Consider the following 22,152-nt stretch of genomic DNA (forward strand, 5'->3'; position numbering starts at 1 on the left):
AAAGCAGTCCCACAAACCGGGGGACAACTCGGCGACAAGTCTAACAGAACTTGCCTACACGTAAGAGATATTTGCTACGCACTAAGTTTCAGTCTCGCCCGCAAATTTCTCACGTAATTTATCAAGAGCACGTTTGTACCGCATTTTTGTAGCACTCAAGCCCATATGCATGATGTCAGCGATTTCCTGGAATTCCAGCTCTGCGACAAAGCGAAGCACCAGAATTTCCCGGTCAATCGGGTTCACATGCACCAACCAGCGATCAAGTCCGCCCTTCTCCTCGGGTGCGGGCGCCTTTTCTTCAGACGCCTCCTCAAGGGGGTCCAGACTCAATGCGTCCATCAAGCGACGCTTTCGCCGTTCCTTCCGATACTGCGTGATGCACTCGTTGTACGTGATGCTGTACAGCCAGGTCTTGAACTTCGATTTGCCCTCGAAGTTCTTCAGGCCATATAGCACCTTGAGCATCACTTCCTGACAGACATCGTCCGCGTCTCTATCGTTCCCCAAATACCTTGAACAAACGTTGAACAGAGTGCGTTGATACCTGCGCATCAATTCTTCGTACGCGCGTGTTACGTGAAACAGCTCCGTGTGCGAGCGCGCGACCAACTCCTCATCAGAGAGCTCACGGGGGTCATAGCGCGTGGACAGCGTTTGGGCTTTATTCAAAACAAGTCGTGCCGGCAGTCAGGTCAATGTCCGTTGCAACCCGGTCACCCGGGTTTGCGGCGGCGTACATTAGCAGGGTTTGCCGGATTAGCGGCTACTGACCTGCTGCTCCAGGAGAATCCGGTTGGACAGCGAAACCAGTTCTCCGTCATCGGTCAGCACTGTCGTCTTGACCGTGCCGATCTCCTCGATCTGCCCTTCAACCTCGCCCACACGCACTTGTTGCCCAACCTGATATAGCTCACGCACATAGATTCCCGCAAGAATCTGACCGGCAATTTCCCGGCTTCCCAAACCCATGGCCAGTGCAACGGCCAGACCAACGGTAATCAAAACAATCACAATGACGTGGTTCAGCAGGTCAGTCTTGACCTCCAACTGGCTGATCGCGACGGAAATACTGATGATGATCACCAGCCCCTGTGCGATTCGCCCCAAGCCTGCCGCGTAGTCCAACCCCACGCCTTCAGCGGCCCCGCGCACCAGCCCATTGGCCAATTGCGCGAGTAAAACACCTACCAGCAACACCAGCGCGCCGCCGAAAACTTTCGGCAAATACAGTGCCAGCATGTCGAGCGTAGCTGAAACTCGCTCAAGTCCAAGGGATTGCGCTGCAGAAACCAGAAAAATAAGTAGAACAAACCAGTAGACGATCTTGCCGATCAAGGTAGAAATCGGCACTTGCAGCCCGGCGCGACCCAGCAATTTGGTCAAACCGGTGCCGGCCATCAGGCGATCCAGCCCGAGTTTGGCGAGCAGCTTGGACAACAGGGTGTCGAGCAACTTGGCCACGACAAAGCCCAGCAACACCAGGACCAGGGCACCAAACAGGTTGGGAATGAAATTCGCAACCTTGGTCCACAATGCGGTCATCGCAGTGACCAGGCTCTGGGTCCAGAGATCAAGTTCCATATTCAATCAGCCTTATCAGCAGTGCGAGCAAGAGGTTTACGGCGGGAAACCGGTGACACATGGGCCGAACCGTTGTTCAGGGCCATCATCAATGCCGGCAACCAACGCCCGAGCAGCCCGAACAGATCACCCGCACCGACCTGACGGTTGGCGGTTTTCAATACGCGACCCAGGCAAGCATCGTCATCACGGTTGGATGGCGAAGCATTGAGCATGTCACGCAAAGACTGTTCGAACGGATCGTGCATAGAGACCTCTCGCAAGTGAATTAAAAGACGAGGGTAAAATTCATCGGGTCACATCGACCCTTTCCTACGTTCAGGTCATATTCAGCTCAAACCCATCGTAATCGTCGAAATAGCCACCATTGTCCCAGGGCCACCGAGACCATCAACAAACACGCAATCATGAATCCGTAGGGGCTCTCGGAGAACGGAATGCCACCCACATTTATACCGAGCAAACCGGTGAGAAAACTCATCGGCAAGAAGATCCCGGTGATGATCCCGAAGCGATACATGGTGCGGTTCATGCGCAGGCTCAAGCGCCGGTCTTCGGCCTCAAGCACAAGCCCCACGCGCTCTCTGGCCAGTTCCAGCTCTTCCAGGTAACGGGTCAGACTGTTGTGCAACTCGTTCCAATAGTCAGCATCGTCATCGCAGAACCATGCCAATTTTATTCGCGTCAGCTGGGCAAAAATATCCCGCTGTGGTGCCAAAAACCGCTTGAGCCCGGCCGCGCGCCGACGGATCTGCAAAACGCTGCCGTGCTCCGGGGTATACCGTTCGTCGGCATCGAGTTTTTCTTCCTCGGAATCGACGATTTCTGACAACCCTGTCACCAGATCCTGCACTTTGTTGGTCAGGTACTGAGCCATATAAAGGATGAGTTCAGACGCCGTTTTGGGGCCTTTGCCGTCCGCCAGTTGCACCAATAGCTCATCGGTGGCGCGCAACGGGCGCAAACGCAGGGAGATCACACGATTGGCGGCGGCGAAGATACGCACCGAAACCATGTCCTCCGGTTCTGCCCCGGGGTTGAGATTGATCCCGCGCAGAAACAACAGCAATTCGGCGTCGGGCAACGGCAACAACCGTGGGCGGGTGTTCTCCTCCAGCAGCAGGTCGCAGGCAAATTCGCTCAGGCCACTGGATTTGCGCAGCCAGGTCTGGGTCTGGGGATGGCTGCGATCCCAATGCAGCCACAGGCTTTCCTGGGGTTGCAACTGCAGATCGTCGAGCTCAGTCCGGGCAATCGAACGCGCACCGCCTTTACCATCCAGCACCAGGGCATGCACCAGCCCCCATTGCGCGTTCTCTTCCTCGAACATCCAGACTCCTTGGGTTTATTCAGGCATTTTCAGCGGGCTGGGCGACACGATCACGCCGTTATTGTCGGCGTAGATGTACTCACCCGGACGGAACGTCACACCCGCGAATGTCACGACGACGTTCAGGTCACCGAGGCCCCGCTTGTCGGTTTTCATCGGGTGGGAGGCCAGGGCCTGCACACCCAAGTCGGTCTGGGCGAGAACATCCACATCCCGGACGCAACCATAGATCACCAACCCTTCCCAGCCATTTTTCGCAGCTTTATCGGCAATCAGATCGCCCAGCAACGCGCGGCGCAGTGAGCCTCCGCCGTCAACGACCATCACTTTGCCGGCGCCCGGCTGGTCAGCCTGTTCCTTTACCAGGGAATTATCTTCGAAGCATTTGATGGTGACGATCTCACCCCCAAAAGAATCTCGGCCACCGAAGTTGCTGAACATCGGCTCCACTACCTGCACCAGTTCCGGGTAGGCGTCACACAGGTCGGGGGTCACGTAATGGTTCATCGAGAAGCTCCTGTCGTCAAAGAAGAGATCGAACATCCACGGTGTACATCAGAAAAACGCGCCGCGACAGGCATTCTTTAAGTGCCTGCCAGTGGTGGGCCGCCATGATCGGACCCGCATCAGCGCAACGCAATACACGTTGCGCGACTGAATATGACCAGAAGCGCCCAGCGCGTCATATCTTAGCCGCAACCACTCAAGAGTGAAACGCCCTTGGTAGAGCGTTTGCTCAAACTGCTGCGGCTACTTGGGGCCGAGTCCCGAATAATGGTGTCAGTGGGTCGTTCAACCACCGTTCCACCAGTGGCCATACTTCGGCCTGCGCAGCTTTGCTGACCAGCATCTGCACATGCCCGAAGTCCTCGCTGAAACCCTGCTCGCGCCCCAGGCACAGATACTGGCGATGCTCGCTGCCGACCTGCTCGAAGAGTTTGCGACACGCCCAGTCCGGGTCTTGCCGATCGCCCGCCGCACTGACCGCGAGCAACGGCACATCGATCTGCGCCAAGCCTTTCCACCAGTCACATTCGGCATCGCCGAAGCGGCCGAACAGGCCATTCCAGCGCATCGCTTCGATCATCACTCCCGCCGGCTCATCCTCGGGGCCGCGCTTGAAGCGTGGGCCAGACACATGGGCAAGGCGCTTGAGGATCAACCGAGTACCCCACTCCAGCGGTGGAATTTTCAACGGCCAATGGGTGCGGCTGACCTGACAGCCAAACAATGCCACCGAAGCCACCTCAGGCGCCCCCAAGTGTTGCCCGCCCAGGGCCGCAGCCAAGGTCGTGGCACCGAGGGAGTGCCCGATCCAGTGCGGGACCTGCCCGCTTTGCTCACGCACAAAGGCACCCACGGCCGGCAAATCGTAGCAGGCGTAATCGGCGACGCGGTTTCTGGCGTATTCATGGTTGCGCTTGGACAGCCCATGGCCGCGCATTTCCGGGATCCACACATCAAAACCCCGGCGCGCCAGGTACGCGCCCAGGCCGATCCCCTTGGGCGAGTACCAGAAGCGCCGATTGGAAAAGCTGCCATGCAACAAAATAATCGGCGTGCCCCGGTTTTCCGGGACATCGGCCAGGCCCAAACGGGTAACCGCCAGCTCGACGGTGCCATCAGGGCTATTGCCGGGCTTGAGCCGGTAGACGTCTTCACTCAGGTCGCCACGACGTTCAGCGCTGATCAAGGCGACGGGAAACAGGTTGCTGCTGCTTTGCATAATGCTCTTGCACAAAAAAGGGCGGCGTCCGCAAGGAGTTCCCGCCCAGTACAGATAAGAATGCCGGTCACCCTCACGAGTAACCGGCACTTTTGACGTTGCGACTTTAAGCGGACGCTTGGCCTTCCGCCAGGAAGAACCAGGTTTCCAGCACAGAGTCCGGGTTCAGCGAGACGCTTTCGATGCCCTGCTCCATCAGCCATTTGGCCAGGTCAGGGTGGTCGGAAGGGCCTTGGCCGCAGATACCGATGTACTTGCCGGCCTTGTTACACGCCTGGATGGCATTGGCCAGCAGCTTTTTGACCGCAGGGTTACGCTCGTCGAACAGGTGAGCGATGATCCCGGAGTCGCGGTCCAGGCCCAGGGTCAGCTGGGTCAGGTCGTTGGAGCCGATGGAGAAACCGTCGAAGAACTCCAGGAATTCTTCGGCCAGGATGGCGTTGGACGGCAATTCGCACATCATGATCACGCGCAAGCCGTTCTCGCCACGGGTCAAGCCGTTTTCGGCCAGCAGATCGACCACTTGGCTTGCTTCGCCCAGGGTGCGTACGAACGGCACCATGATCTCGACGTTGGTCAGGCCCATCTCGTTGCGCACGCGCTTGAGGGCACGGCACTCAAGCTCGAAGCAGTCGCGGAACGCTTCGCTGATGTAACGCGAGGCGCCACGGAAGCCCAGCATCGGGTTTTCTTCTTCCGGCTCGTAGAGCTTGCCGCCGATCAGGTTGGCGTATTCGTTGGACTTGAAGTCCGACAGGCGCACGATGACCTTTTTCGGGTAGAACGCCGCCGCCAGCGTACTGATGCCTTCCACCAGCTTCTCGACATAGAAGCCCACCGGGTCGTTGTAGCCGGCGATGCGCTTGTCGACGCTTTCCTTGATATCCAGCGGCAGGCCGTCATAGTTCAACAAGGCCTTGGGGTGCACGCCGATCATGCGATTGATGATGAACTCCAGGCGGGCCAGGCCCACCCCGGCGTTCGGCAACTGCGCGAAATCGAAGGCGCGGTCCGGGTTGCCGACGTTCATCATGATCTTGAACGGCAGGTCCGGCATGGCGTCGATGGAGTTTTGCTTGATGTCGAAGCCCAGCTCACCTTCGAAGATGAAACCGGTGTCGCCTTCGGCGCAGGACACGGTGACACCCTGGCCCTCCTTGAGCAGTTGGGTGGCGTTGCCGCAGCCGACTACCGCCGGGATCCCCAGTTCACGGGCGATGATCGCCGCGTGGCAAGTACGCCCGCCTCGGTTGGTGACAATGGCGCTGGCGCGCTTCATCACCGGCTCCCAGTCCGGGTCAGTCATGTCGGAAACCAGCACGTCGCCGGGCTGGACTTTGTCCATTTCCGACACGTCCTTGATGATCCGCACCTTGCCAGCACCGATGCGCTGGCCAATGGCACGGCCTTCCACCAGTACGGTGCCGGTTTCCTTGAGCAGGTAACGCTCCATGACATTGGCCGAAGTGCGGCTCTTCACGGTTTCCGGACGCGCTTGCACGATATATAGCTTGCCGTCGTCACCGTCCTTGGCCCACTCGATGTCCATCGGGCACTTGTAGTGCTTCTCGATGATCATCGCCTGTTTGGCCAGCTCGCTGACTTCTGCATCGGTCAGGCAGAAGCGCGCGCGCTCGGCCTTGTCGACGTCAACGGTTTTCACCGAGCGACCGGCCTTGGCCTCGTCGCCGTAGATCATCTTGATCGCCTTGCTGCCCAGGTTGCGGCGCAGGATGGCCGGGCGGCCGGCCTCAAGAGTATGTTTGTGCACGTAGAATTCGTCAGGGTTGACCGCGCCTTGTACGACGGTTTCGCCCAGGCCGTAGGCACCGGTAATGAATACCACATCACGGAAGCCCGACTCAGTGTCCAGGGTGAACATCACGCCGGCAGTGCCGGTTTCCGAACGCACCATGCGCTGCACACCGGCAGACAAGGCCACCAGCTTGTGGTCGAAGCCCTGGTGTACACGGTAGGAAATAGCGCGGTCGTTGAACAGCGAGGCGAATACTTCCTTGGCCGCGCGAATGACGTTTTCCACGCCACGGATATTCAGGAAGGTTTCCTGCTGACCGGCAAAGGAGGCGTCCGGCAAGTCTTCGGCGGTGGCCGAGGAGCGTACGGCGACGGCCATGTCCGGGTTGCCGGCGGACAGGGTGGCGAAGGCGGTGCGAATTTCTTCGTTGAGCTTCTCGGGGAACTCGGCTTCCATGATCCACTGACGGATCTGGGCGCCGGTCTTGGCCAGGGCGTTGACGTCGTCGACGTCCAGGGCATCCAGCGCGGCGTGGATCTGGGCGTTGAGGCCGCTCAGCTCGAGGAAGTCGCGGTAAGCCTGGGCCGTGGTGGCGAAACCACCGGGCACCGAGACACCAGCGCCTGCAAGATTACTGATCATCTCGCCGAGGGATGCGTTCTTGCCCCCCACATGCTCTACATCATGGACGCCGAGCTTATCGAGGGAAACTACGTACTCTACCAAGGTGATCTCTCCACTTTCTGTGTTGGAAAAGCTCAGGACGCGGGTTGCTCAGTAGGAGCTAACGCCAGCGCTTGTGGCCTGGACCTGGAAAATAAGTGAGAATGCGGCCCACTGCGGGACGGCAAAATCACGCCTATCATATCCAAGATTCGCCATCAGCTTAAGGCCCAGGGCTCAAATGAAACGATCTGCTTTCTTTATTTCCGACGGCACCGGCATCACAGCCGAAACACTGGGCCAGAGCCTGCTTGCGCAGTTCGAAAACATTACCTTCGCCAAATTCACCCGGCCTTATATAGACAGCGTGGATAAAGCGCGGGCCATGGTACAACAAATCAATCTGGCGGCTGAGAAAGACGGTTTTCGCCCGATCATTTTCGACACCATCGTCAATCAAGACATTCGTGAGATTCTCGCAACGTCGAATGGTTTCATGATCGACATTTTCTCGACCTTCCTGGCGCCATTGGAACAGGAGTTGAGTGAGCATTCTTCATACTCTGTCGGAAAGTCCCACTCCATCGGGCATAACTCCAACTATATGGAGCGTATCGAGGCGGTGAACTTTGCCCTCGACAACGATGATGGCGCCCGCACCCACTACTACGACAAGGCCGACCTGATCCTGGTGGGCGTGTCGCGTTGCGGCAAGACCCCGACCTGTCTGTACATGGCCATGCAATTCGGTATCCGTGCGGCCAACTACCCGCTGACCGAAGACGATATGGAACACCTGACGCTGCCCGCCGCCCTACGCGCCCATTCGCACAAACTGTTCGGCCTGACCATCGACCCGGACCGCCTGACCGCCATCCGTAACGAACGCAAGCCCAACAGCCGCTACTCCAGCTATGCGCAGTGCGAGTTCGAGGTGCGTGAAGTGGAAAATCTGTTCCGTCGCGAGAATATTGCACACATCAATTCCACGCATTTTTCGGTGGAAGAGATTTCGGCGAAGATTCTGGTGGAGAAGGGTGTGGAGCGGCGCTTCAAGTGATCTCTGGCGCCTGATCTGACGCTATCGCAGGCAAGCCAGCTCCCGCAGTTGGAATGCGTTCCCCTGTGGGAGCTGGCTTGCCTGCGATGAACGGTAACGCGGATTTACAGATGAAACCGCCCGCCCCCCTGCCCCAGCGCCGTCGCCAGCGCATCAAACCCTTCGCGCAATAACTGATCATCGCCCGAGGTATTACAGATACTCGCCCGTATAAACTGCGGCACCGCGGTCTGCCCCACGGCAAACGCCTCTGCGGTGGCGATCAGGTAATTGTTCTGCCTGAGCTCTGCCTCGATTTCCGACGCACGCCATGGCTCTGGTACCTCGATCCAGAAATGCGGGCTGTTGAGGTGGGTGCGATACGCCAGCCCGGTCAATAAATCCTCGACCAAGGTCTTGCGGCGGCTGATTTCGTTGATTTGTTGGCGCAACAGATATTCCGCCGTGCCGTTTTCGATCCACTGGGTGGCCAGTTCCAGGGTCACAGGCGTCGCCATCCAGCAGGTCGAGCGCAACGCCGCGGAAATACGACTGACCAGCGCGGGCGGTGCATGGACGTAGCCTACCCGCAACCCTGCAGACACCGCTTTGCTCAGACTGCTGATCAAAATCGTACGCTCAGGCGCGAAATAGCTGAGTGGCGGCGGGCGATCTTCAACCAGCACGCCGTGGGCTTCGTCTTCGAGAATCAGCAGGTTGTGCTCACGACACACCTTGGCCAAGGCTTCGCGACGCGCCACCGACAACACCGCCGTCGTGGGATTCTGAATAGTCGGCGTGCAGTACAACGCCGAAATCCGGTGATTACGACAGACCTCATCCAGCGCCGTGGGCAACACGCCCTCCTCATCCATTTCCAGGCCAATCAGGCGCACGCCCAACATGCGCGCAGCCGTAATCAGTCCAGGATAAGTCAGTTGCTCGGTGACTACCGTATCGCCAGCACGCAGCAGCGCCATCATCGCGCACAGCAAACCGTGCTGGCCGCCGTTGACGCAGATGACCTGCTCTGGAATCGGATGAAAATCGCGCTGCACCAGCCATTGCGCCCCGGCTTCACGGTAACGCGGCAAGCCGGCGTCGGGGGTATAGGCGCTGATGTCCTGCAGGAACTTGGCGTTGGTCGACAGCGTTTGGAAGCTCTGGGCAAGAAACACCGTTTCCTGCCCCGGAATATGCATGTTGCGACTCATGTCGAAGTACTGGCGCGGCTCCTCGCTGAAATTGCGAAAGCCTTCATCACGCTGACGCTCCATCCCACGCTTGCGCACGAAGGTTCCGTCACCGACCCGCGCAACCACCAAGCCCAGGCGCTCCAGCTCACCGTAGGCCCGGCTGATGGTGCCAATGGTCACCCCCAGGTTGTCGGACAGCACCCGATGGGGCGGCAGTTTTCGTCCCGGTTCAATCAAGCCTTCGAGGATGCCCCGCTCCATCACATCAGACAGGCGCTTGTACTTCACGCCCTGCCCATTGGACAGGCCCTCACGCATAATTGACACCATGTCAATATTTGTTTTGACAGCCATCTTTCGCCCTAATAGTGTGCTTTTACGGGTTCAATCGCCGATAAACATAACTCATTACAAGTTCAATATAGAGTTCAATTCCGGCTCAGGGAAGCAATAAAAGATGCCAATGTCCGCCGTTCTCGAAAACACTGCAAAAACAAAAACTCAAAAACAGTGGCTCGCCGGGCTGGTGACCAGCGTGATGTTTCTGATCGTGTGCCTGAGTTGGGGCACTACATGGCTGGGCATCAAGATCGCCGTAGAGAGCGTGCCGCCGCTGACATCCGCCGGGCTGCGCTTTCTGATCGCGTTTCCGCTGTTCCTGTGTTTTGCCATGGTGCGTCGCGAGCCGATCCTGTTCCCACGGGAAAGCCGCTGGTTCTTTGTGTTTGTGACCCTGTCGTACTTCAGCGTTCCCTACTACCTGCTCAACTATGGCGAGATGCACGTGTCATCCGGCCTGACGGCCCTGCTGTTCAGCTGCATGCCGGTATTCATCCTGATCTTTTCGGCGCTGTTCCTGCGTGAGCGCATCTACTTCTCCCAGGTCGTTGGCATCGGTATCGGGTTTGGCAGCCTCTACATGATCATCAAGAGCCAGGGCCTGCACCTGGACCACGCCGAGTTCTTCGGTGTGTTGGCGATACTGAGCGCCGCGATCATGCACGCCTTGTGCTACGTGATTACCAAGCAGAAAGGCAGTGCTATCAGCGTGATTACCTACAACACCCTGCCCATCGGCATCGCCGGGCTGATGTTGTTTGTCGCCGGCCTGTGGTTTGAAACGCCAGCCTTCAATGACATCACCCTGCGCTCCTGGACTGCACTGTTCTACCTCGGGCTGGTGGCCTCGGTAGGCGGGTTTATTGTGTATTTCATGCTGCTCAAGCGTCTGAGCCCGATCATCCTGTCGTTCGTCTTCATCATCTTCCCGGTGTTCGCGGTGATCATCGGTGCCTGGTACGAAGGCGTGGAAATTTCCCGCGACCTTATGTTGTATTCGGCGATTCTGCTGGCCGGCTTTGCGATCACCAAGCTGCCGGTTGAAAAACTCCTGGCCAAGAAAAAATGACCCTCAACCAACGCGAGAGAAACATGGAAGTCCTCCGCCCCACCGCCCTGGAACAGATCTACGCCCACGCCAGCCGCAGCTACCCAGAAGAGTGCTGCGGCTTCGTCTTCGCCGACGGCAGTGTGTACCTGGGCAGCAATATTCAGAACGAGCTGCACCGCAAGAACCCCCAGATGTACCCCCGCAGCGCGGCCAACGGCTACACCTTCTCGGTGGCCGATACCCTGCTGCTGAACAAGGCGTTTCGCAGCGACAACCCGGTGGTGGTGATCTATCACTCCCACCCGGATGTCGGCGCCTATTTCAGTGATGAAGACCAGGACAAGGCGCTGTTCATGGGGGAGCCGATCTACCCCGTCAGCTATCTGGTGGTGGATGTTCGCCAGCGCCAGGTCCTGGGCTCAAAACTGTTTGCCTGGGATGGCAAGCATTTCGCACCTCAACCCTTCAACGACCTGCACACGGAGTTGTCCATGAACGCTGTCTCTTTCCCCGACATTCTGGTTCGCGTGGCCAAGCTGCCGGAATCGACCCTTGAGGGCGCCGGATCGACATTGCGCGAAGTCATTGAAAATCTCTGCACCAATCACCCCCAATTGCGTCAGCACCTGTTCCATGAAAAGAACAACCAGCTCAAGGAACACTTCCTGTTTACCGCCGAGGAGGCGCTGATCGAAGCCGATGAAGTCCTGCCGCCAAAATCCCGGATCGAAGTGTTGCTCGCCACCTCAGGCGGCATGGACATCGACACCCTGAGCAACGAAGAAGTGCAGCGCTACGTGCGCCACATCACCCTGCCCGGCGTCGGTCGCGAGGGCCAGTTGAACCTGAAGAAAGCCAAAGTTCTGGTCATCGGCACCGGGGGCCTGGGCTCGCCCATCAGCCTGTACCTGGCAGCGGCAGGCATCGGCACCCTGGGGCTGGTGGATTTTGACGTGGTGGAAAGCAGCAACCTGCAGCGCCAGATTGTCCATGGCAACAGCACCCTGGGAATGCCCAAGGTCGAGTCCGCCAAGCAACGCCTGCAGGACCTCAACCCTCATATCCGGATCAATGCGCACAACACCGCGCTTGACACCGACAACGCTCTGGAACTGGTAGGCGCCTATGACCTGGTGATCGACGGTACCGATAATTTCGATACCCGCTACCTGGTCAACGATGCTTGCGTACAGTTGGGCAAACCTTTGGTCTATGGCGCCATCTACCGTTTCGACGGGCAGATCAGCGTGCTCAACTACAAAGGCGGGCCGTGCTATCGCTGCCTGTTTCCCAAGGCCCCGCCCGCTGAACTGGCGCCCAATTGCAGCGCCGGCGGCGTGATCGGCGTGCTGCCCGGTGTGGTGGGCATGATCCAGGCTACCGAGGCGATCAAATTGCTGATCGGCATTGGCGAACCGTTATCCGGCCGCTTGATGCGCTTTGACGCGCTGGCGATGAAGTTCAGCGAGATCCGCTTCAAGCGCCGCGTCGACTGCCCCTGCTGCTCGGAGCTGCGCAGCAGCGAAAGCGCCGCCCCCACGGTATGTGCCGATACCGTACCGAGCCAACCGTCGCTGGCGGCAGAACGCTACATCAAGCCTCAGAACCTCAAGCAGGTGCTTGAGCACCCCAGCAGCGCCGATGTATTGCTGGACGTGCGCGACGCCAGCGAATTGGAAGTGTGCAAGCTGCCAGGCGTGCTGCACATTCCCCTGGCCGAACTGGATGGTCAACTCGACAACCTCAGCCGAGACAACACCCATTACCTGATCTGCTACGCGGGCACCCGCGCCGAACAGGCCGCCAGCACCCTGCTGGCAGCCGGGTTCGCGAACACCAAAGTCCTGCAGGGCGGCATGAAGCACTGGGTTCGCGACGTCGAACCCGACATGCCTCTGTACTGATCGTGGAGACTTGCTGATGCTGCATAACTCCATTCTCGACGTCATCGGCCAAACGCCTATCGTGCGCCTGGCCCAGTTTTCCGAAGACCTCGGCATCGAGGTCTACGCCAAGCTGGAATCCCTCAACCCCGGTGGCAGCCACAAGGCGCGCATCGCCCTGGGCATGATCCTCGATGCCGAGCGCCGTGGCGTGCTGATCCGTGACTCCGGGCAAACCATCATCGAACCCAGCGGTGGAAACACCGGCATTGGCCTGGTGATGGCCGGCAATGTCCTGGGCTATAAAGTAGTGCTGGTGATCCCTGACAACTACAGCCCCGAAAAGCAGAAATTGCTGCGCCTGTATGGTGCCAAAGTGGTGCTGTCAGACAGCCGCCTGGGCAACAACTCCCACGGCGAAAAGTGCATGGAACTGCAGTTGGAAAACCCCAACTTCGTGATGCTCAACCAGCAGCGCAATGGCGCCAACCCGCAGACCCACCGCGACACCACCGCGCCGGAGATCATCCGCGCCTTCGGTGACCAGCGGGTGGACTACTTCGTCAGCGGCATCGGCACCGGTGGCCATATCACCGGCATTGGCGAAACCCTCAAGGCCGCCTGGCCAGCGATCCGCGTGATGGGCGTGGAGCCGCAGGAATGCGACCTGCTCAAAGACCAGCACGCTGCGCACGCAATCCAGGGCCTGTCGATTGGCCTGATCCCGAGCATCCTCAACCTGGACGTGATCGACGGCATGCTCAAGGTGTCGCACTCGGCGTGCCTGGACATGATCAAACGCATCATGCGCACCGACGCCATCAGCCTGGGGCTGTCCTCCGCCGCCAACATGGTTGCCATCGCCCAACTCGCCCCCGAACTGCCGCCTGAAACGGTGGTGCTGACCATGGTCTACGACAATGCCGACAGCTACCTGCCCAGTTTCGAGTAACGGGTTTTTCAATCATCCAGAATGCGGGGGTGCCTCCATGGGGGGCTTTATCGACATGCAACTGCTGCACGATGAGTTGCTTACCCATCTCATCACGACCCTGACGCCCGGGCAGATGAAGCAGTTGGAACCACACCTGGCGCCACTGATCCAGAACGCCGCCCAAGCAGTGGCCGAGGACCTGATCGCCTACGCCTATCGCGACCCGGCATCGCGCGGGCGCGGTGAGTTGATCCTGGAATCCTATGCCTCGTTCAAGGCAGTGCTGTTCTACCGCCTTGCGCACCAGGTGTGGAATTTCCCCGACCCTGGCCATGGGATGTTTTCGCGCATGGCGCTCAAGCTCAGCAACCAGGGCAAGATTCTCTCCGGTGCCGAGATTCATCCGGCGGCGCGTATCGGCCGACGCTTTGTACTGGACCATGGCTACGGCACCGTCATCGGCGAAACCTGCGTGATCGGCAACGACTGCTACATCCTGTGCGGCGTGACCCTGGGAGCCCGCGGCATCGCCAACAATCCGGACGGCAAACGCCACCCGCGCCTGGGCAACAACGTCGAGGTGGGCGCCGGTGCCCGGGTGCTGGGCTACGTGTCGATCGGCGACAACGTATTTATCAGCCCCTCCTGCGTGATCACCCAGGACGTACCGGCAGGCACCAAGGTCAAGGTAGTCAACCAGATCCAGCTGCAAAAAAACGACGAATCGGACCGCAGCAATTACCTCGGTGCCTTTGCCCTGGATGAGCGCTTGCACGTCGTCGGTGAGGTGAGTGCCGGTCATAAGGTTACGGTGCTGGATGCCGACTTTCATCCGCTGCAAGGGTTAATGCTCGAACCCACGGTGAAAGAGCGCCACCACCTGCAATTTCGCCTGCACCGTGTCGATACCGGCGAACAACTGCCGCGCTTGCCGCTGAACCTGAAAGTCTGCGGGCCGGAATTTGAAATCACCCTGCTCTCTCCCCCTGGCTTGAGCGCGATGGTGCGCCATCTCTTGCAAGCCAGCCCACTGATCGTTGGAGGTTGAACATGTCCGTGCATACCATGGAAACCCTGGCGCTGTTCGACAGCGCGCCCTATCAGAACGCGTTCAGCGCCCGGGTTATTGCGGTCAGTGAACAGGGCATCGCCCTGGAGCACACGCTGTTCTACCCCACCGGCGGCGGGCAACCGGGCGATACCGGCCATTTCACCCTACCCGATGGCACGCGGGTCGAGGTGACAGGTACCGTGCGCGATCCGGTGTTGCGCTCGATCATCTGGCATCAGGTGGACCATTGCCCCGAGCAGTTGACGGCGGGCATCCAGGTAGACGCCGGCCTGGATTGGGAGCGGCGCTACCAGCACATGAAAATGCACACCTGCCTGCATTTGTTGTGCTCGCTCATTGACGCGCCCGTGACCGGTTGCAGCATCAGTGCGGATAAAGGCCGACTGGATTTCGACCTGCCGGAAATGACCCTGGACAAAGACGGTCTAACCCGTGACCTCAACGCCCTGATCGAGCAGGCCCACGCGGTGAAGACCCTGTCGATGCCCGCCACCGAATACGCGACCTTGCTACAGATCACCCGCACCCAGGCGGTTGCGCCACCGGTGGTGTCGGGCTCGGTACGGGTGATTGAGATCCCCGGGATCGACATCCAGCCATGCGGCGGCACCCATGTGCTCAACACCGAGGAGATCGGCCGGGTGTTCTGCGAGAAAATCGAAAAGAAGAGCAAGCACAACCGCAGGGTGATACTGCGGTTTGAACAAGCTTGCGCCTGACCCGATAGTTGCCCCAATGGAGGACAAATGTGAGAGGGGGCTTGCTCCCTCCCACATTGGCCGCGTTGTTTTTTAGATCACCAACAGATCCATGAAACGGTTCACAGCCGTCGCCTCAAGCCGTGCCTGATCCTTGCACAACGCAACAATCTCGGCGCTGCGCTGCGCAGTGAACCGCGTCGCCAGGTTGGCTTTGAACTTGTCTTCCAGCAATGGGATACCGTCCACCCGACGGCGGCGATGGCCAATCGGGTATTCCACCGCTACCTGCTCAGTGCAGGTGCCATCCATAAAGAACACCTGCACCGCATTGGCAATGGAACGCTTGTCCGCCTCCAGGTATTCGCGGCTATAACGTGGGTCTTCAACGATGACCATCTTGTCGCGCAGTTCATCAATGATCGGGTGGGCCGCGTGGAAATCATCTTCGTAGTGCTCGGCCACCAGATTGCCGAACACCAAGGGCACGGCCGTCATGTATTGCAGGCAGTGGTCGCGATCGGCAGCGTTGGCCAATTGGCCAACCTTGGAAATAATCCGAATCGCCGACTCATGGGTGGTGATCACGATACGTTCGATTTCATGCAGACGATGCTTGACCTGCGGGTGCAAGGTCACCGCCGCCTCGCAGGCGGTTTGCGCGTGGAATTCTGCCGGGAAACTGATCTTGAACAGCACGTTTTCCATCACGTAGGTGCCGTAGGCCTGAGGCAGGCTGAAGGCGCGCTTGTCTGTGGGCTTGAGCGCCAGGTCCTTGTTGGTGTGGCTGAACAACACGTCGTAGAACCCCCACTGCGGCGCGCTCAACACACCGGGAATGCCCATTTCGCCACGCAGGGCGATATCCGCCAGGCGCACACCACGGCTCGATGCATCGCCTGCGGCCCAGGATTTGCGCGAGCCGGCATTCGGTGCATGGCGATAGGTGCGCAACGCCTGCCCATCAACGAAAGCGTGAGACAAGGCCGACAGCAGTTGTTCACGATTGGCGCCCATCAGCTTGGCGGTGACAGCGGTGGAGGCGACTTTGACCAGCAGCACGTGGTCAAGGCCGACGCGGTTGAAGGAGTTTTCCAGGGCGATCACTCCCTGGATTTCGTGGGCCATGATCATCGCTTCCAGCACCGCACGTACGGTGAGCGGCGCCTCGCCATTGGCCACGCGTTTTTGCGAAAGGTGATCGGCCACGGCGAGAATGCCGCCGAGGTTGTCCGAAGGGTGTCCCCATTCAGCGGCGAGCCAGGTGTCGTTGTAGTCGAGCCAACGCACGATGCAACCAATGTCCCAGGCAGCCTTGACCGGGTCGAGGCGAAACGAAGTGCCCGGCACGCGCGCGCCGAACGGCACCACGGTGCCCTCCACTATCGGCCCCAGGTGCTTGGTGCACTCGGGGAACCGCAGCGCCAGCAGGCCACAGCCAAGGGTGTCCATCAGGCAGTTGCGGGCAGTGTCCAATGCATCCCGGGAATCGATGCGGTAGTTGAGGACATAGTCGGCGATGTCCTGCAAAACCTGGTCGTAGCCGGGGCGGTTGTTCTGGTCGACGTTGGCGCTCATGGCAGTTCTCCTAAAAGTTGGGTTGTTCCATCCTCAGGGTCAGGGTTAATCGTTGCGCAGGTCTGATTGCCTGCTTGTATCCGTGTGGGAGGGGGCTTGCTCCCGATGACGGTGGGTCAGTTAATGGATGGGGCGACTGACACCCTGCTATCGGGAGCAAGCCCCCTCCCACATAAAGCTAAAAAGCGTCACCCGGAACGCGGACGAAACCTTCCATCAGCACCCGTGCACTGCGGCTCATGATGGCTTTTTTCACCACCCATTCGCCGTTCACTTGGGTGGCTTCGGCGCCGACGCGCAAGGTGCCGGAGGGGTGCCCGAAACGCACAGCGTTACGCTCGATACCGCCCGCCGCCAGGTTGACCAGGGTGCCGGAAATCGCCGCCGCCGTGCCGATCGCTACCGCCGCCGTGCCCATCATGGCGTGGTGCAGTTTGCCCATGGACAGGGCACGCACCAGCAGATCCACATCGCCGGCCTTGATTGCCTTGCCGCTGGAGGCCACATAATCCGCAGGCTTGGCTACGAACGCGACCTTGGGTGTGTGCTGGCGCTGGGCGGCTTCGTCCAGATGCTTGATCAGGCCCATGCGCAACGCGCCATAAGCCCGTACCGTCTCGAACATGGCCAGGGCCTTGGGGTCGCTGTTGATCGCGCCCTGCAGTTCGGTCCCGGTGTAGCCGAGGTCTTGAGCGTTGATGAAAATGGTCGGAATACCGGCGTTGATCAACGTGGCCTTGAAGGTGCCCACGCCCGGTACTTCCAGGTCGTCGATGAGGTTGCCGGTAGGGAACATCGAACCACCGCCGCCCTCTTCTTCCGCCGCCGGGTCGATGAATTCCAGCTGGACTTCGGCGGCCGGGAAGGTCACACCGTCCAGTTCGAAGTCGCCGGTTTCCTGCACCACGCCGTTGGTGATCGGCACATGGGCGATGATGCTCTTGCCAATATTGGCCTGCCAGATCCGCACTACCGCCACCCCGTTCTCGGGCACGCGGGCCGGGTCAACCAGGCCCGCGCTGATGGCGAACGAACCCACTGCTGCCGACAGGTTGCCGCAGTTGCCACTCCAATCGACAAACGGCTTGTCGATGGAGACCTGGCCGAACAGATAGTCCACGTCGTGATCGGCGCGGGTGCTTTTGGCCAGGATCACGGTTTTGCTGGTACTTGAAGTGGCACCGCCCATGCCGTCGATCTGCTTGTCATAAGGGTCGGGGCTGCCGATGACCCGCAGCAACAAGGCATCGCGGGCCGCCCCCGGCACCTGCGCGACTTCGGGCAGGTCCTTGAGGCTGAAGAACACGCCCTTGCTGGTGCCGCCACGCATGTAGGTGGCGGGGATCTTGATTTGCGCTACGTGTGCCATGGTAGTCCTCTTCAGGCGGTGGCCGCCGATTCCAGGAAATCCTGGGCAAAACGTTGCAACACGCCGCCCGCCTCATAGATCGACACTTCTTCGGCGGTATCCAGGCGGCACGTCACCGGCACCTCGACACGTTCGCCATTCCTGCGGTTGATCACCAGGGTCAGCTGCGCGCGCGGGGTGCGCTCGCCGACCACGTCATAGGTTTCACTGCCGTCGATCTTGAGGGTGTGGCGGTCGGTGCCCGGCAGGAATTCCAGCGGCAACACGCCCATGCCCACCAGGTTGGTGCGGTGAATGCGCTCGAAGCCTTCGGCGGCAATCGCTTCCACACCGGCCAGGCGCACGCCCTTGGCGGCCCAGTCGCGGGACGAGCCCTGGCCGTAGTCGGCACCGGCAATGATGATCAGCGGTTGCTTGCGCTCCATGTAGGTTTCAATCGCTTCCCACATCCGCGTGACCTTGCCTTCCGGCTCGATACGCGCCAGCGAGCCCTGCTTGACCTTGCCGTTTTCCTGCACCATTTCGTTGAACAGTTTCGGGTTGGCGAAGGTGGCGCGCTGCGCCGTCAGATGGTCACCACGGTGGGTCGCGTAGGAGTTGAAGTCGACTTCCGGCAAGCCCATCTTCGCCAGGTATTCCCCGGCGGCACTGCCCGGCATGATCGCATTGGACGGCGACAGGTGGTCGGTGGTGATGTTGTCCGGCAGCACCGCCAGCGGGCGCATACCCTTGAGCGGCCGCGCGCCGGCCAGTGCGCCTTCCCAGTACGGCGGGCGACGGATGTAGGTGCTCTGCGGGCGCCAGTCATACAGCGGGGTGACTTTGGGGCCGGTGTCTTCGTGAATGGCGAACATGGGGATGTACACCGCACGGAACTGCTCGGGCTTGACCGATGCCTTGACCACCGCGTCGATCTCTTCGTCGCTCGGCCAGATATCCTGCAAGCGGATTTCCTTGCCGTCGGCATCCAGGCCGAGCACGTCCTTCTCGATATCGAAACGGATGGTGCCGGCAATCGCATAGGCCACCACCAGCGGCGGCGAAGCCAGGAAGGCTTGCTTGGCGTAAGGGTGAATGCGCCCGTCGAAATTGCGGTTGCCCGACAACACGGCGGTGGCGTACAGGTCACGGTCGATGATTTCCTGCTGGATCACCGGGTCGAGCGCGCCGGACATGCCGTTGCAGGTGGTGCAGGCAAAGGCCACTACGCCGAAACCGAGTTTTTCCAGCTCATGGCCCAGACCGGCCTCTTCCAGGTACATGGCCACGGTTTTCGAGCCCGGCGCCAGCGACGACTTGACCCACGGCTTGCGGGCCAAGCCGAGCTTGTTGGCGTTACGTGCCAGAAGCCCGGCCGCGATGACGTTGCGCGGGTTACTGGTGTTGGTGCAACTGGTGATGGCCGCAATGATCACAGCGCCGTCGGGCATTTGCCCTGGAACTTCGTCCCACTGGCCGCTGATGCCTTTGGACGCCAGGTCACGGGTGGCAACACGGGCGTGGGGGTTGCTGGGGCCGGCCATGTTGCGCACGACGCTGGACAGGTCGAAGGTCAGGCCACGCTCGTACTGAGCCCCTTTGAGGTCATCGGCCCACAGACCGGTGTGGCGTGCGTACTGTTCGACCAGGGCGACTTGCTCGTCTTCTCGGCCAGTGAGTTTGAGGTAGGCGATGGTCTGCTGGTCAATATAGAACATCGCTGCGGTGGCGCCGTATTCAGGAGCCATGTTGGAGATGGTCGCACGGTCGCCCAGGGTCAGTGCACTGGCCCCTTCGCCGAAGAACTCCAGCCAGGCGCCGACCACTTTCTGCTGGCGCAGGAACTCGGTGAGTGCCAGCACCATATCGGTGGCGGTGATGCCCGGTTGCAGCTTGCCGGTCAGTTCCACGCCGACGCTTTCCGGCAGGCGCATCCACGACGCACGGCCGAGCATCACGCTCTCGGCCTCCAGGCCGCCGACGCCAATGGCGATCACGCCCAGGGCATCGACGTGGGGAGTGTGACTGTCAGTACCGACGCAGGTATCCGGGAAGGCTACGCCGTCACGGACCTGAATCACCGGCGACATTTTCTCCAGGTTGATCTGGTGCATGATGCCGTTGCCCGGCGGGATGACATCGACGTTCTTGAAGGCTTTTTTGGTCCACTCGATAAAGTGGAAGCGGTCTTCATTGCGACGGTCTTCAATGGCACGGTTTTTCTCGAACGCCTGCGGGTCAAAGCCGCCAGCCTCGACAGCCAGGGAGTGGTCGACGATCAGTTGGGTCGGCACCACCGGGTTGACCTGCGCCGGGTCGCCGCCTTGCAGGGCGATGGCATCGCGCAGACCGGCAAGGTCCACTAGGGCGGTCTGGCCGAGGATGTCATGGCACACCACGCGCGCCGGGAACCAGGGGAAATCGAGATCGCGTTTGCGCTCGATCAGTTGGCTCAGGGATGCGTTGAGGGTGGCCGGGTCGCAACGGCGCACCAGGTTTTCGGCGAGCACGCGCGAGGTGTAAGGCAAGGTGGCGTAGGCGCCGGGGGTGATTGCTTCGACAGCCGCACGGGCGTCGAAGAAATCCAGGCGACTGCCGGGGAGCGGTTTGCGAAATTCAGTGTTCATCGTCAGGACTCGGTCACGGTAAGTTCGAAAGGTGAACTGTCGACACTGGCTTTGTTTCCTGTGGGAGCTGGCTTGCCTGCGATTGCATCACTGCGGTGTGACAGGTACACCAAGGTGATGCCATCGCAGGCAAGCCAGCTCCCACAAAAAAGCACATTAGCCAGCGAACACAGCCCATCCCATTCAGCGACGTTCGATTGGCACGAACTTGCGCTGCTCAACGCCGATGTACTCGGCGCTTGGACGGATGATGCGGTTGTTGGCGCGCTGTTCGAACACGTGCGCGGCCCAGCCAGTCAGGCGTGAACAGACGAAGATCGGTGTGAACAGCTTGGTCGGGATGCCCATGAAGTGGTACGCCGAGGCATGGTAGAAGTCGGCGTTGGGGAACAGCTTCTTCTGTTCCCACATGGTCTTGTCGATGGCTTCAGACACCGGGAACAACACCGTGTCGCCCACTTCATCAGCGAGTTTTTTCGACCAACCCTTGATCACTTCATTACGCGGGTCGCTGTCTTTATAGATCGCGTGGCCGAAGCCCATGATCTTGTCCTTGCGCGCCAACATGCCCAGGGTGCCTTCGACCGCTTCTTCGGCCGAGGAAAAGCGCTCGATCATTTCCATCGCCGCTTCGTTGGCCCCGCCGTGCAGCGGGCCGCGCAGGGAACCGATGGCGGCGGTGACGCAGGAATACAGGTCGGACAGGGTCGAAGCGCATACCCGGGCAGTGAAGGTCGAGGCGTTGAATTCGTGCTCGGCGTAGAGAATCAGCGACACATTCATGACTTTGACGTGCAGCTCGCTGGGTTTCTTGCCGTGCAGCAGGTGCAGGAAGTGGCCGCCGATACTCGGCTCGTCGGTCACGCAGTCGATGCGCTTGCCGTCGTGGCTGAAGCGGTACCAGTAGCACATGATCGCCGGGAATGCGGCAAGCAGGCGGTCGGTGACATCGCGCTGTACGCTGAAATCTTTTTCCGGCTCGATATTGCCCAAAAACGAGCAACCGGTGCGCATCACGTCCATCGGGTGGGCGTCGGCGGGGATGCGTTCGAGCACTTCTTTCAATGCCTGGGGCAAGTCACGCAGTTTGCTCAGCTTGGCTCTGTAGGCGGCCAGTTCGGTCTTGGTCGGCAACTCGCCGTACAGCAACAGGTAGGCGACTTCTTCAAACTGCGCATCGGCGGCCAGTTCACGCACGTCGTAGCCACGATAGGTCAAGCCTGCACCGGCCTGGCCCACGGTCGACAGTGCGGTCTGCCCGGCAACCTGGCCACGCAGGCCGGCGCCACTCAATACTTTTGCTTCAGCCATGTTCGTTCTCCAATCTT

At 59.9% G+C, this 22,152-nt stretch carries 18 protein-coding genes; 6 read left to right on the forward strand and 12 right to left on the reverse strand.

Features of this window, described 5'->3' with window-relative positions; all coding sequences use genetic code 11:
- Positions 1-81: 81 nt before the first annotated feature.
- The 7 genes from sigX to ppsA all read right to left on the reverse strand — a co-directional run bounded on the left by sigX (position 82) and on the right by ppsA (position 7,122).
- A complete protein-coding gene (gene sigX, locus IH404_RS20950) occupies positions 82-672 on the reverse strand; it encodes an RNA polymerase sigma factor SigX (RefSeq protein ID WP_003193286.1) in 591 nt (196 codons plus the stop codon).
- An 87-nt stretch (positions 673-759) separates the two neighbouring features.
- The gene (locus IH404_RS20955; protein WP_003193288.1) at positions 760-1,584 is read right to left on the reverse strand and encodes a mechanosensitive ion channel domain-containing protein; all 825 of its coding nucleotides are present in this window, start codon (positions 1,582-1,584) and stop codon (positions 760-762) included.
- A gap of 2 nt (positions 1,585-1,586) precedes the next feature.
- Positions 1,587-1,832, reverse strand: coding sequence for a hypothetical protein (locus IH404_RS20960; protein ID WP_005790375.1), 246 nt, complete (start codon positions 1,830-1,832; stop codon positions 1,587-1,589).
- Positions 1,833-1,918: 86 nt separating this feature from the next.
- Positions 1,919-2,914, reverse strand: coding sequence for a zinc transporter ZntB (locus tag IH404_RS20965; RefSeq protein WP_005790378.1), 996 nt, complete (start codon positions 2,912-2,914; stop codon positions 1,919-1,921).
- A gap of 15 nt (positions 2,915-2,929) precedes the next feature.
- Positions 2,930-3,421, reverse strand: coding sequence for a ribonuclease E activity regulator RraA (gene rraA / locus IH404_RS20970; RefSeq protein ID WP_005790380.1), 492 nt, complete (start codon positions 3,419-3,421; stop codon positions 2,930-2,932).
- Positions 3,422-3,650: 229 nt separating this feature from the next.
- Positions 3,651-4,640 (reverse strand): alpha/beta fold hydrolase, encoded by a 990-nt coding sequence (locus IH404_RS20975; protein WP_005790382.1) that lies wholly within the window; start codon positions 4,638-4,640, stop codon positions 3,651-3,653.
- A 106-nt stretch (positions 4,641-4,746) separates the two neighbouring features.
- Positions 4,747-7,122 carry a phosphoenolpyruvate synthase gene (gene ppsA, locus IH404_RS20980; RefSeq protein WP_005790384.1) on the reverse strand — a complete coding sequence of 792 codons (2,376 nt, stop codon included), beginning with the start codon at positions 7,120-7,122 and terminating at the stop codon, positions 4,747-4,749.
- Positions 7,123-7,300: 178 nt separating this feature from the next.
- On the opposite strand from ppsA, the gene IH404_RS20985 reads away from it, so the two are divergent.
- The gene (locus tag IH404_RS20985) at positions 7,301-8,119 is read left to right on the forward strand and encodes a pyruvate, water dikinase regulatory protein (RefSeq protein WP_003193298.1); all 819 of its coding nucleotides are present in this window, start codon (positions 7,301-7,303) and stop codon (positions 8,117-8,119) included.
- A 104-nt stretch (positions 8,120-8,223) separates the two neighbouring features.
- Here IH404_RS20985 and IH404_RS20990 read toward each other — a convergent pair whose 3' ends face one another.
- A complete protein-coding gene (locus IH404_RS20990) occupies positions 8,224-9,648 on the reverse strand; it encodes a PLP-dependent aminotransferase family protein (protein WP_005790387.1) in 1,425 nt (474 codons plus the stop codon).
- A gap of 109 nt (positions 9,649-9,757) precedes the next feature.
- Here IH404_RS20990 and IH404_RS20995 point away from each other — a divergent pair, with 109 nt between their 5' ends.
- From IH404_RS20995 to IH404_RS21015, 5 genes are read left to right on the forward strand one after another with little or no spacing between them, the layout of a single operon-like run.
- Positions 9,758-10,702 carry an EamA family transporter gene (locus tag IH404_RS20995; protein WP_032803673.1) on the forward strand — a complete coding sequence of 315 codons (945 nt, stop codon included), beginning with the start codon at positions 9,758-9,760 and terminating at the stop codon, positions 10,700-10,702.
- A 23-nt stretch (positions 10,703-10,725) separates the two neighbouring features.
- Complete coding sequence (gene moeB / locus IH404_RS21000) at positions 10,726-12,588, forward strand: molybdopterin-synthase adenylyltransferase MoeB (RefSeq protein WP_194438934.1); 1,863 nt, start codon at positions 10,726-10,728, stop codon at positions 12,586-12,588.
- A 16-nt stretch (positions 12,589-12,604) separates the two neighbouring features.
- A complete protein-coding gene (locus tag IH404_RS21005) occupies positions 12,605-13,519 on the forward strand; it encodes a cysteine synthase family protein (RefSeq protein WP_057701141.1) in 915 nt (304 codons plus the stop codon).
- Between the two features lie 37 nt (positions 13,520-13,556).
- Entirely contained in the window at positions 13,557-14,549 is a 993-nt protein-coding gene (locus IH404_RS21010) for a serine O-acetyltransferase (RefSeq protein WP_005790394.1), read from the forward strand.
- 2 nt (positions 14,550-14,551) lie between these two features.
- Positions 14,552-15,292 (forward strand): alanyl-tRNA editing protein, encoded by a 741-nt coding sequence (locus IH404_RS21015; RefSeq protein ID WP_005790395.1) that lies wholly within the window; start codon positions 14,552-14,554, stop codon positions 15,290-15,292.
- 72 nt (positions 15,293-15,364) lie between these two features.
- On the opposite strand, the gene prpD is transcribed toward IH404_RS21015, so the two are convergent.
- From prpD to prpC, 4 genes are all read right to left on the reverse strand, one after another.
- Positions 15,365-16,849: a 2-methylcitrate dehydratase gene (gene prpD, locus IH404_RS21020; RefSeq protein ID WP_005790397.1), complete on the reverse strand. Its 1,485-nt coding sequence runs from the start codon at positions 16,847-16,849 to the stop codon at positions 15,365-15,367.
- A gap of 178 nt (positions 16,850-17,027) precedes the next feature.
- A complete protein-coding gene (gene prpF / locus IH404_RS21025) occupies positions 17,028-18,218 on the reverse strand; it encodes a 2-methylaconitate cis-trans isomerase PrpF (RefSeq protein WP_194438936.1) in 1,191 nt (396 codons plus the stop codon).
- Positions 18,219-18,229: 11 nt separating this feature from the next.
- Positions 18,230-20,824: a Fe/S-dependent 2-methylisocitrate dehydratase AcnD gene (gene acnD, locus IH404_RS21030; RefSeq protein ID WP_005790402.1), complete on the reverse strand. Its 2,595-nt coding sequence runs from the start codon at positions 20,822-20,824 to the stop codon at positions 18,230-18,232.
- 183 nt (positions 20,825-21,007) lie between these two features.
- Positions 21,008-22,135 (reverse strand): 2-methylcitrate synthase, encoded by a 1,128-nt coding sequence (gene prpC / locus IH404_RS21035; protein ID WP_194438938.1) that lies wholly within the window; start codon positions 22,133-22,135, stop codon positions 21,008-21,010.
- Positions 22,136-22,152 lie beyond the last annotated feature (17 nt).

Origin of the sequence: Pseudomonas sp. OST1909 (assembly GCF_015277575.1) — a bacterium.
GTDB lineage: Bacteria > Pseudomonadota > Gammaproteobacteria > Pseudomonadales > Pseudomonadaceae > Aquipseudomonas > Aquipseudomonas synxantha_A.

Bases quoted from the DNA above. Each gene is read 5' to 3' on its own strand.
- IH404_RS20955 (WP_003193288.1), bottom strand. From the start codon at position 1,584: ATGGAACTTGATCTCTGGACCCAGAGCCTGGTCACTGCGATGACCGCA.
- IH404_RS20960 (WP_005790375.1), bottom strand. From the start codon at position 1,832: ATGCACGATCCGTTCGAACAGTCTTTGCGTGACATGCTCAATGCTTCG.
- IH404_RS20965 (WP_005790378.1), bottom strand. From the start codon at position 2,914: ATGTTCGAGGAAGAGAACGCGCAATGGGGGCTGGTGCATGCCCTGGTG.
- rraA (WP_005790380.1), bottom strand. From the start codon at position 3,421: ATGAACCATTACGTGACCCCCGACCTGTGTGACGCCTACCCGGAACTG.
- IH404_RS20975 (WP_005790382.1), bottom strand. From the start codon at position 4,640: ATGCAAAGCAGCAGCAACCTGTTTCCCGTCGCCTTGATCAGCGCTGAA.
- IH404_RS20985 (WP_003193298.1), top strand. From the start codon at position 7,301: ATGAAACGATCTGCTTTCTTTATTTCCGACGGCACCGGCATCACAGCC.
- IH404_RS20990 (WP_005790387.1), bottom strand. From the start codon at position 9,648: ATGGCTGTCAAAACAAATATTGACATGGTGTCAATTATGCGTGAGGGC.
- IH404_RS20995 (WP_032803673.1), top strand. From the start codon at position 9,758: ATGTCCGCCGTTCTCGAAAACACTGCAAAAACAAAAACTCAAAAACAG.
- moeB (WP_194438934.1), top strand. From the start codon at position 10,726: ATGGAAGTCCTCCGCCCCACCGCCCTGGAACAGATCTACGCCCACGCC.
- IH404_RS21005 (WP_057701141.1), top strand. From the start codon at position 12,605: ATGCTGCATAACTCCATTCTCGACGTCATCGGCCAAACGCCTATCGTG.
- IH404_RS21010 (WP_005790394.1), top strand. From the start codon at position 13,557: ATGGGGGGCTTTATCGACATGCAACTGCTGCACGATGAGTTGCTTACC.
- IH404_RS21015 (WP_005790395.1), top strand. From the start codon at position 14,552: ATGTCCGTGCATACCATGGAAACCCTGGCGCTGTTCGACAGCGCGCCC.
- prpD (WP_005790397.1), bottom strand. From the start codon at position 16,849: ATGAGCGCCAACGTCGACCAGAACAACCGCCCCGGCTACGACCAGGTT.
- prpF (WP_194438936.1), bottom strand. From the start codon at position 18,218: ATGGCACACGTAGCGCAAATCAAGATCCCCGCCACCTACATGCGTGGC.
- acnD (WP_005790402.1), bottom strand. From the start codon at position 20,824: ATGAACACTGAATTTCGCAAACCGCTCCCCGGCAGTCGCCTGGATTTC.
- prpC (WP_194438938.1), bottom strand. From the start codon at position 22,135: ATGGCTGAAGCAAAAGTATTGAGTGGCGCCGGCCTGCGTGGCCAGGTT.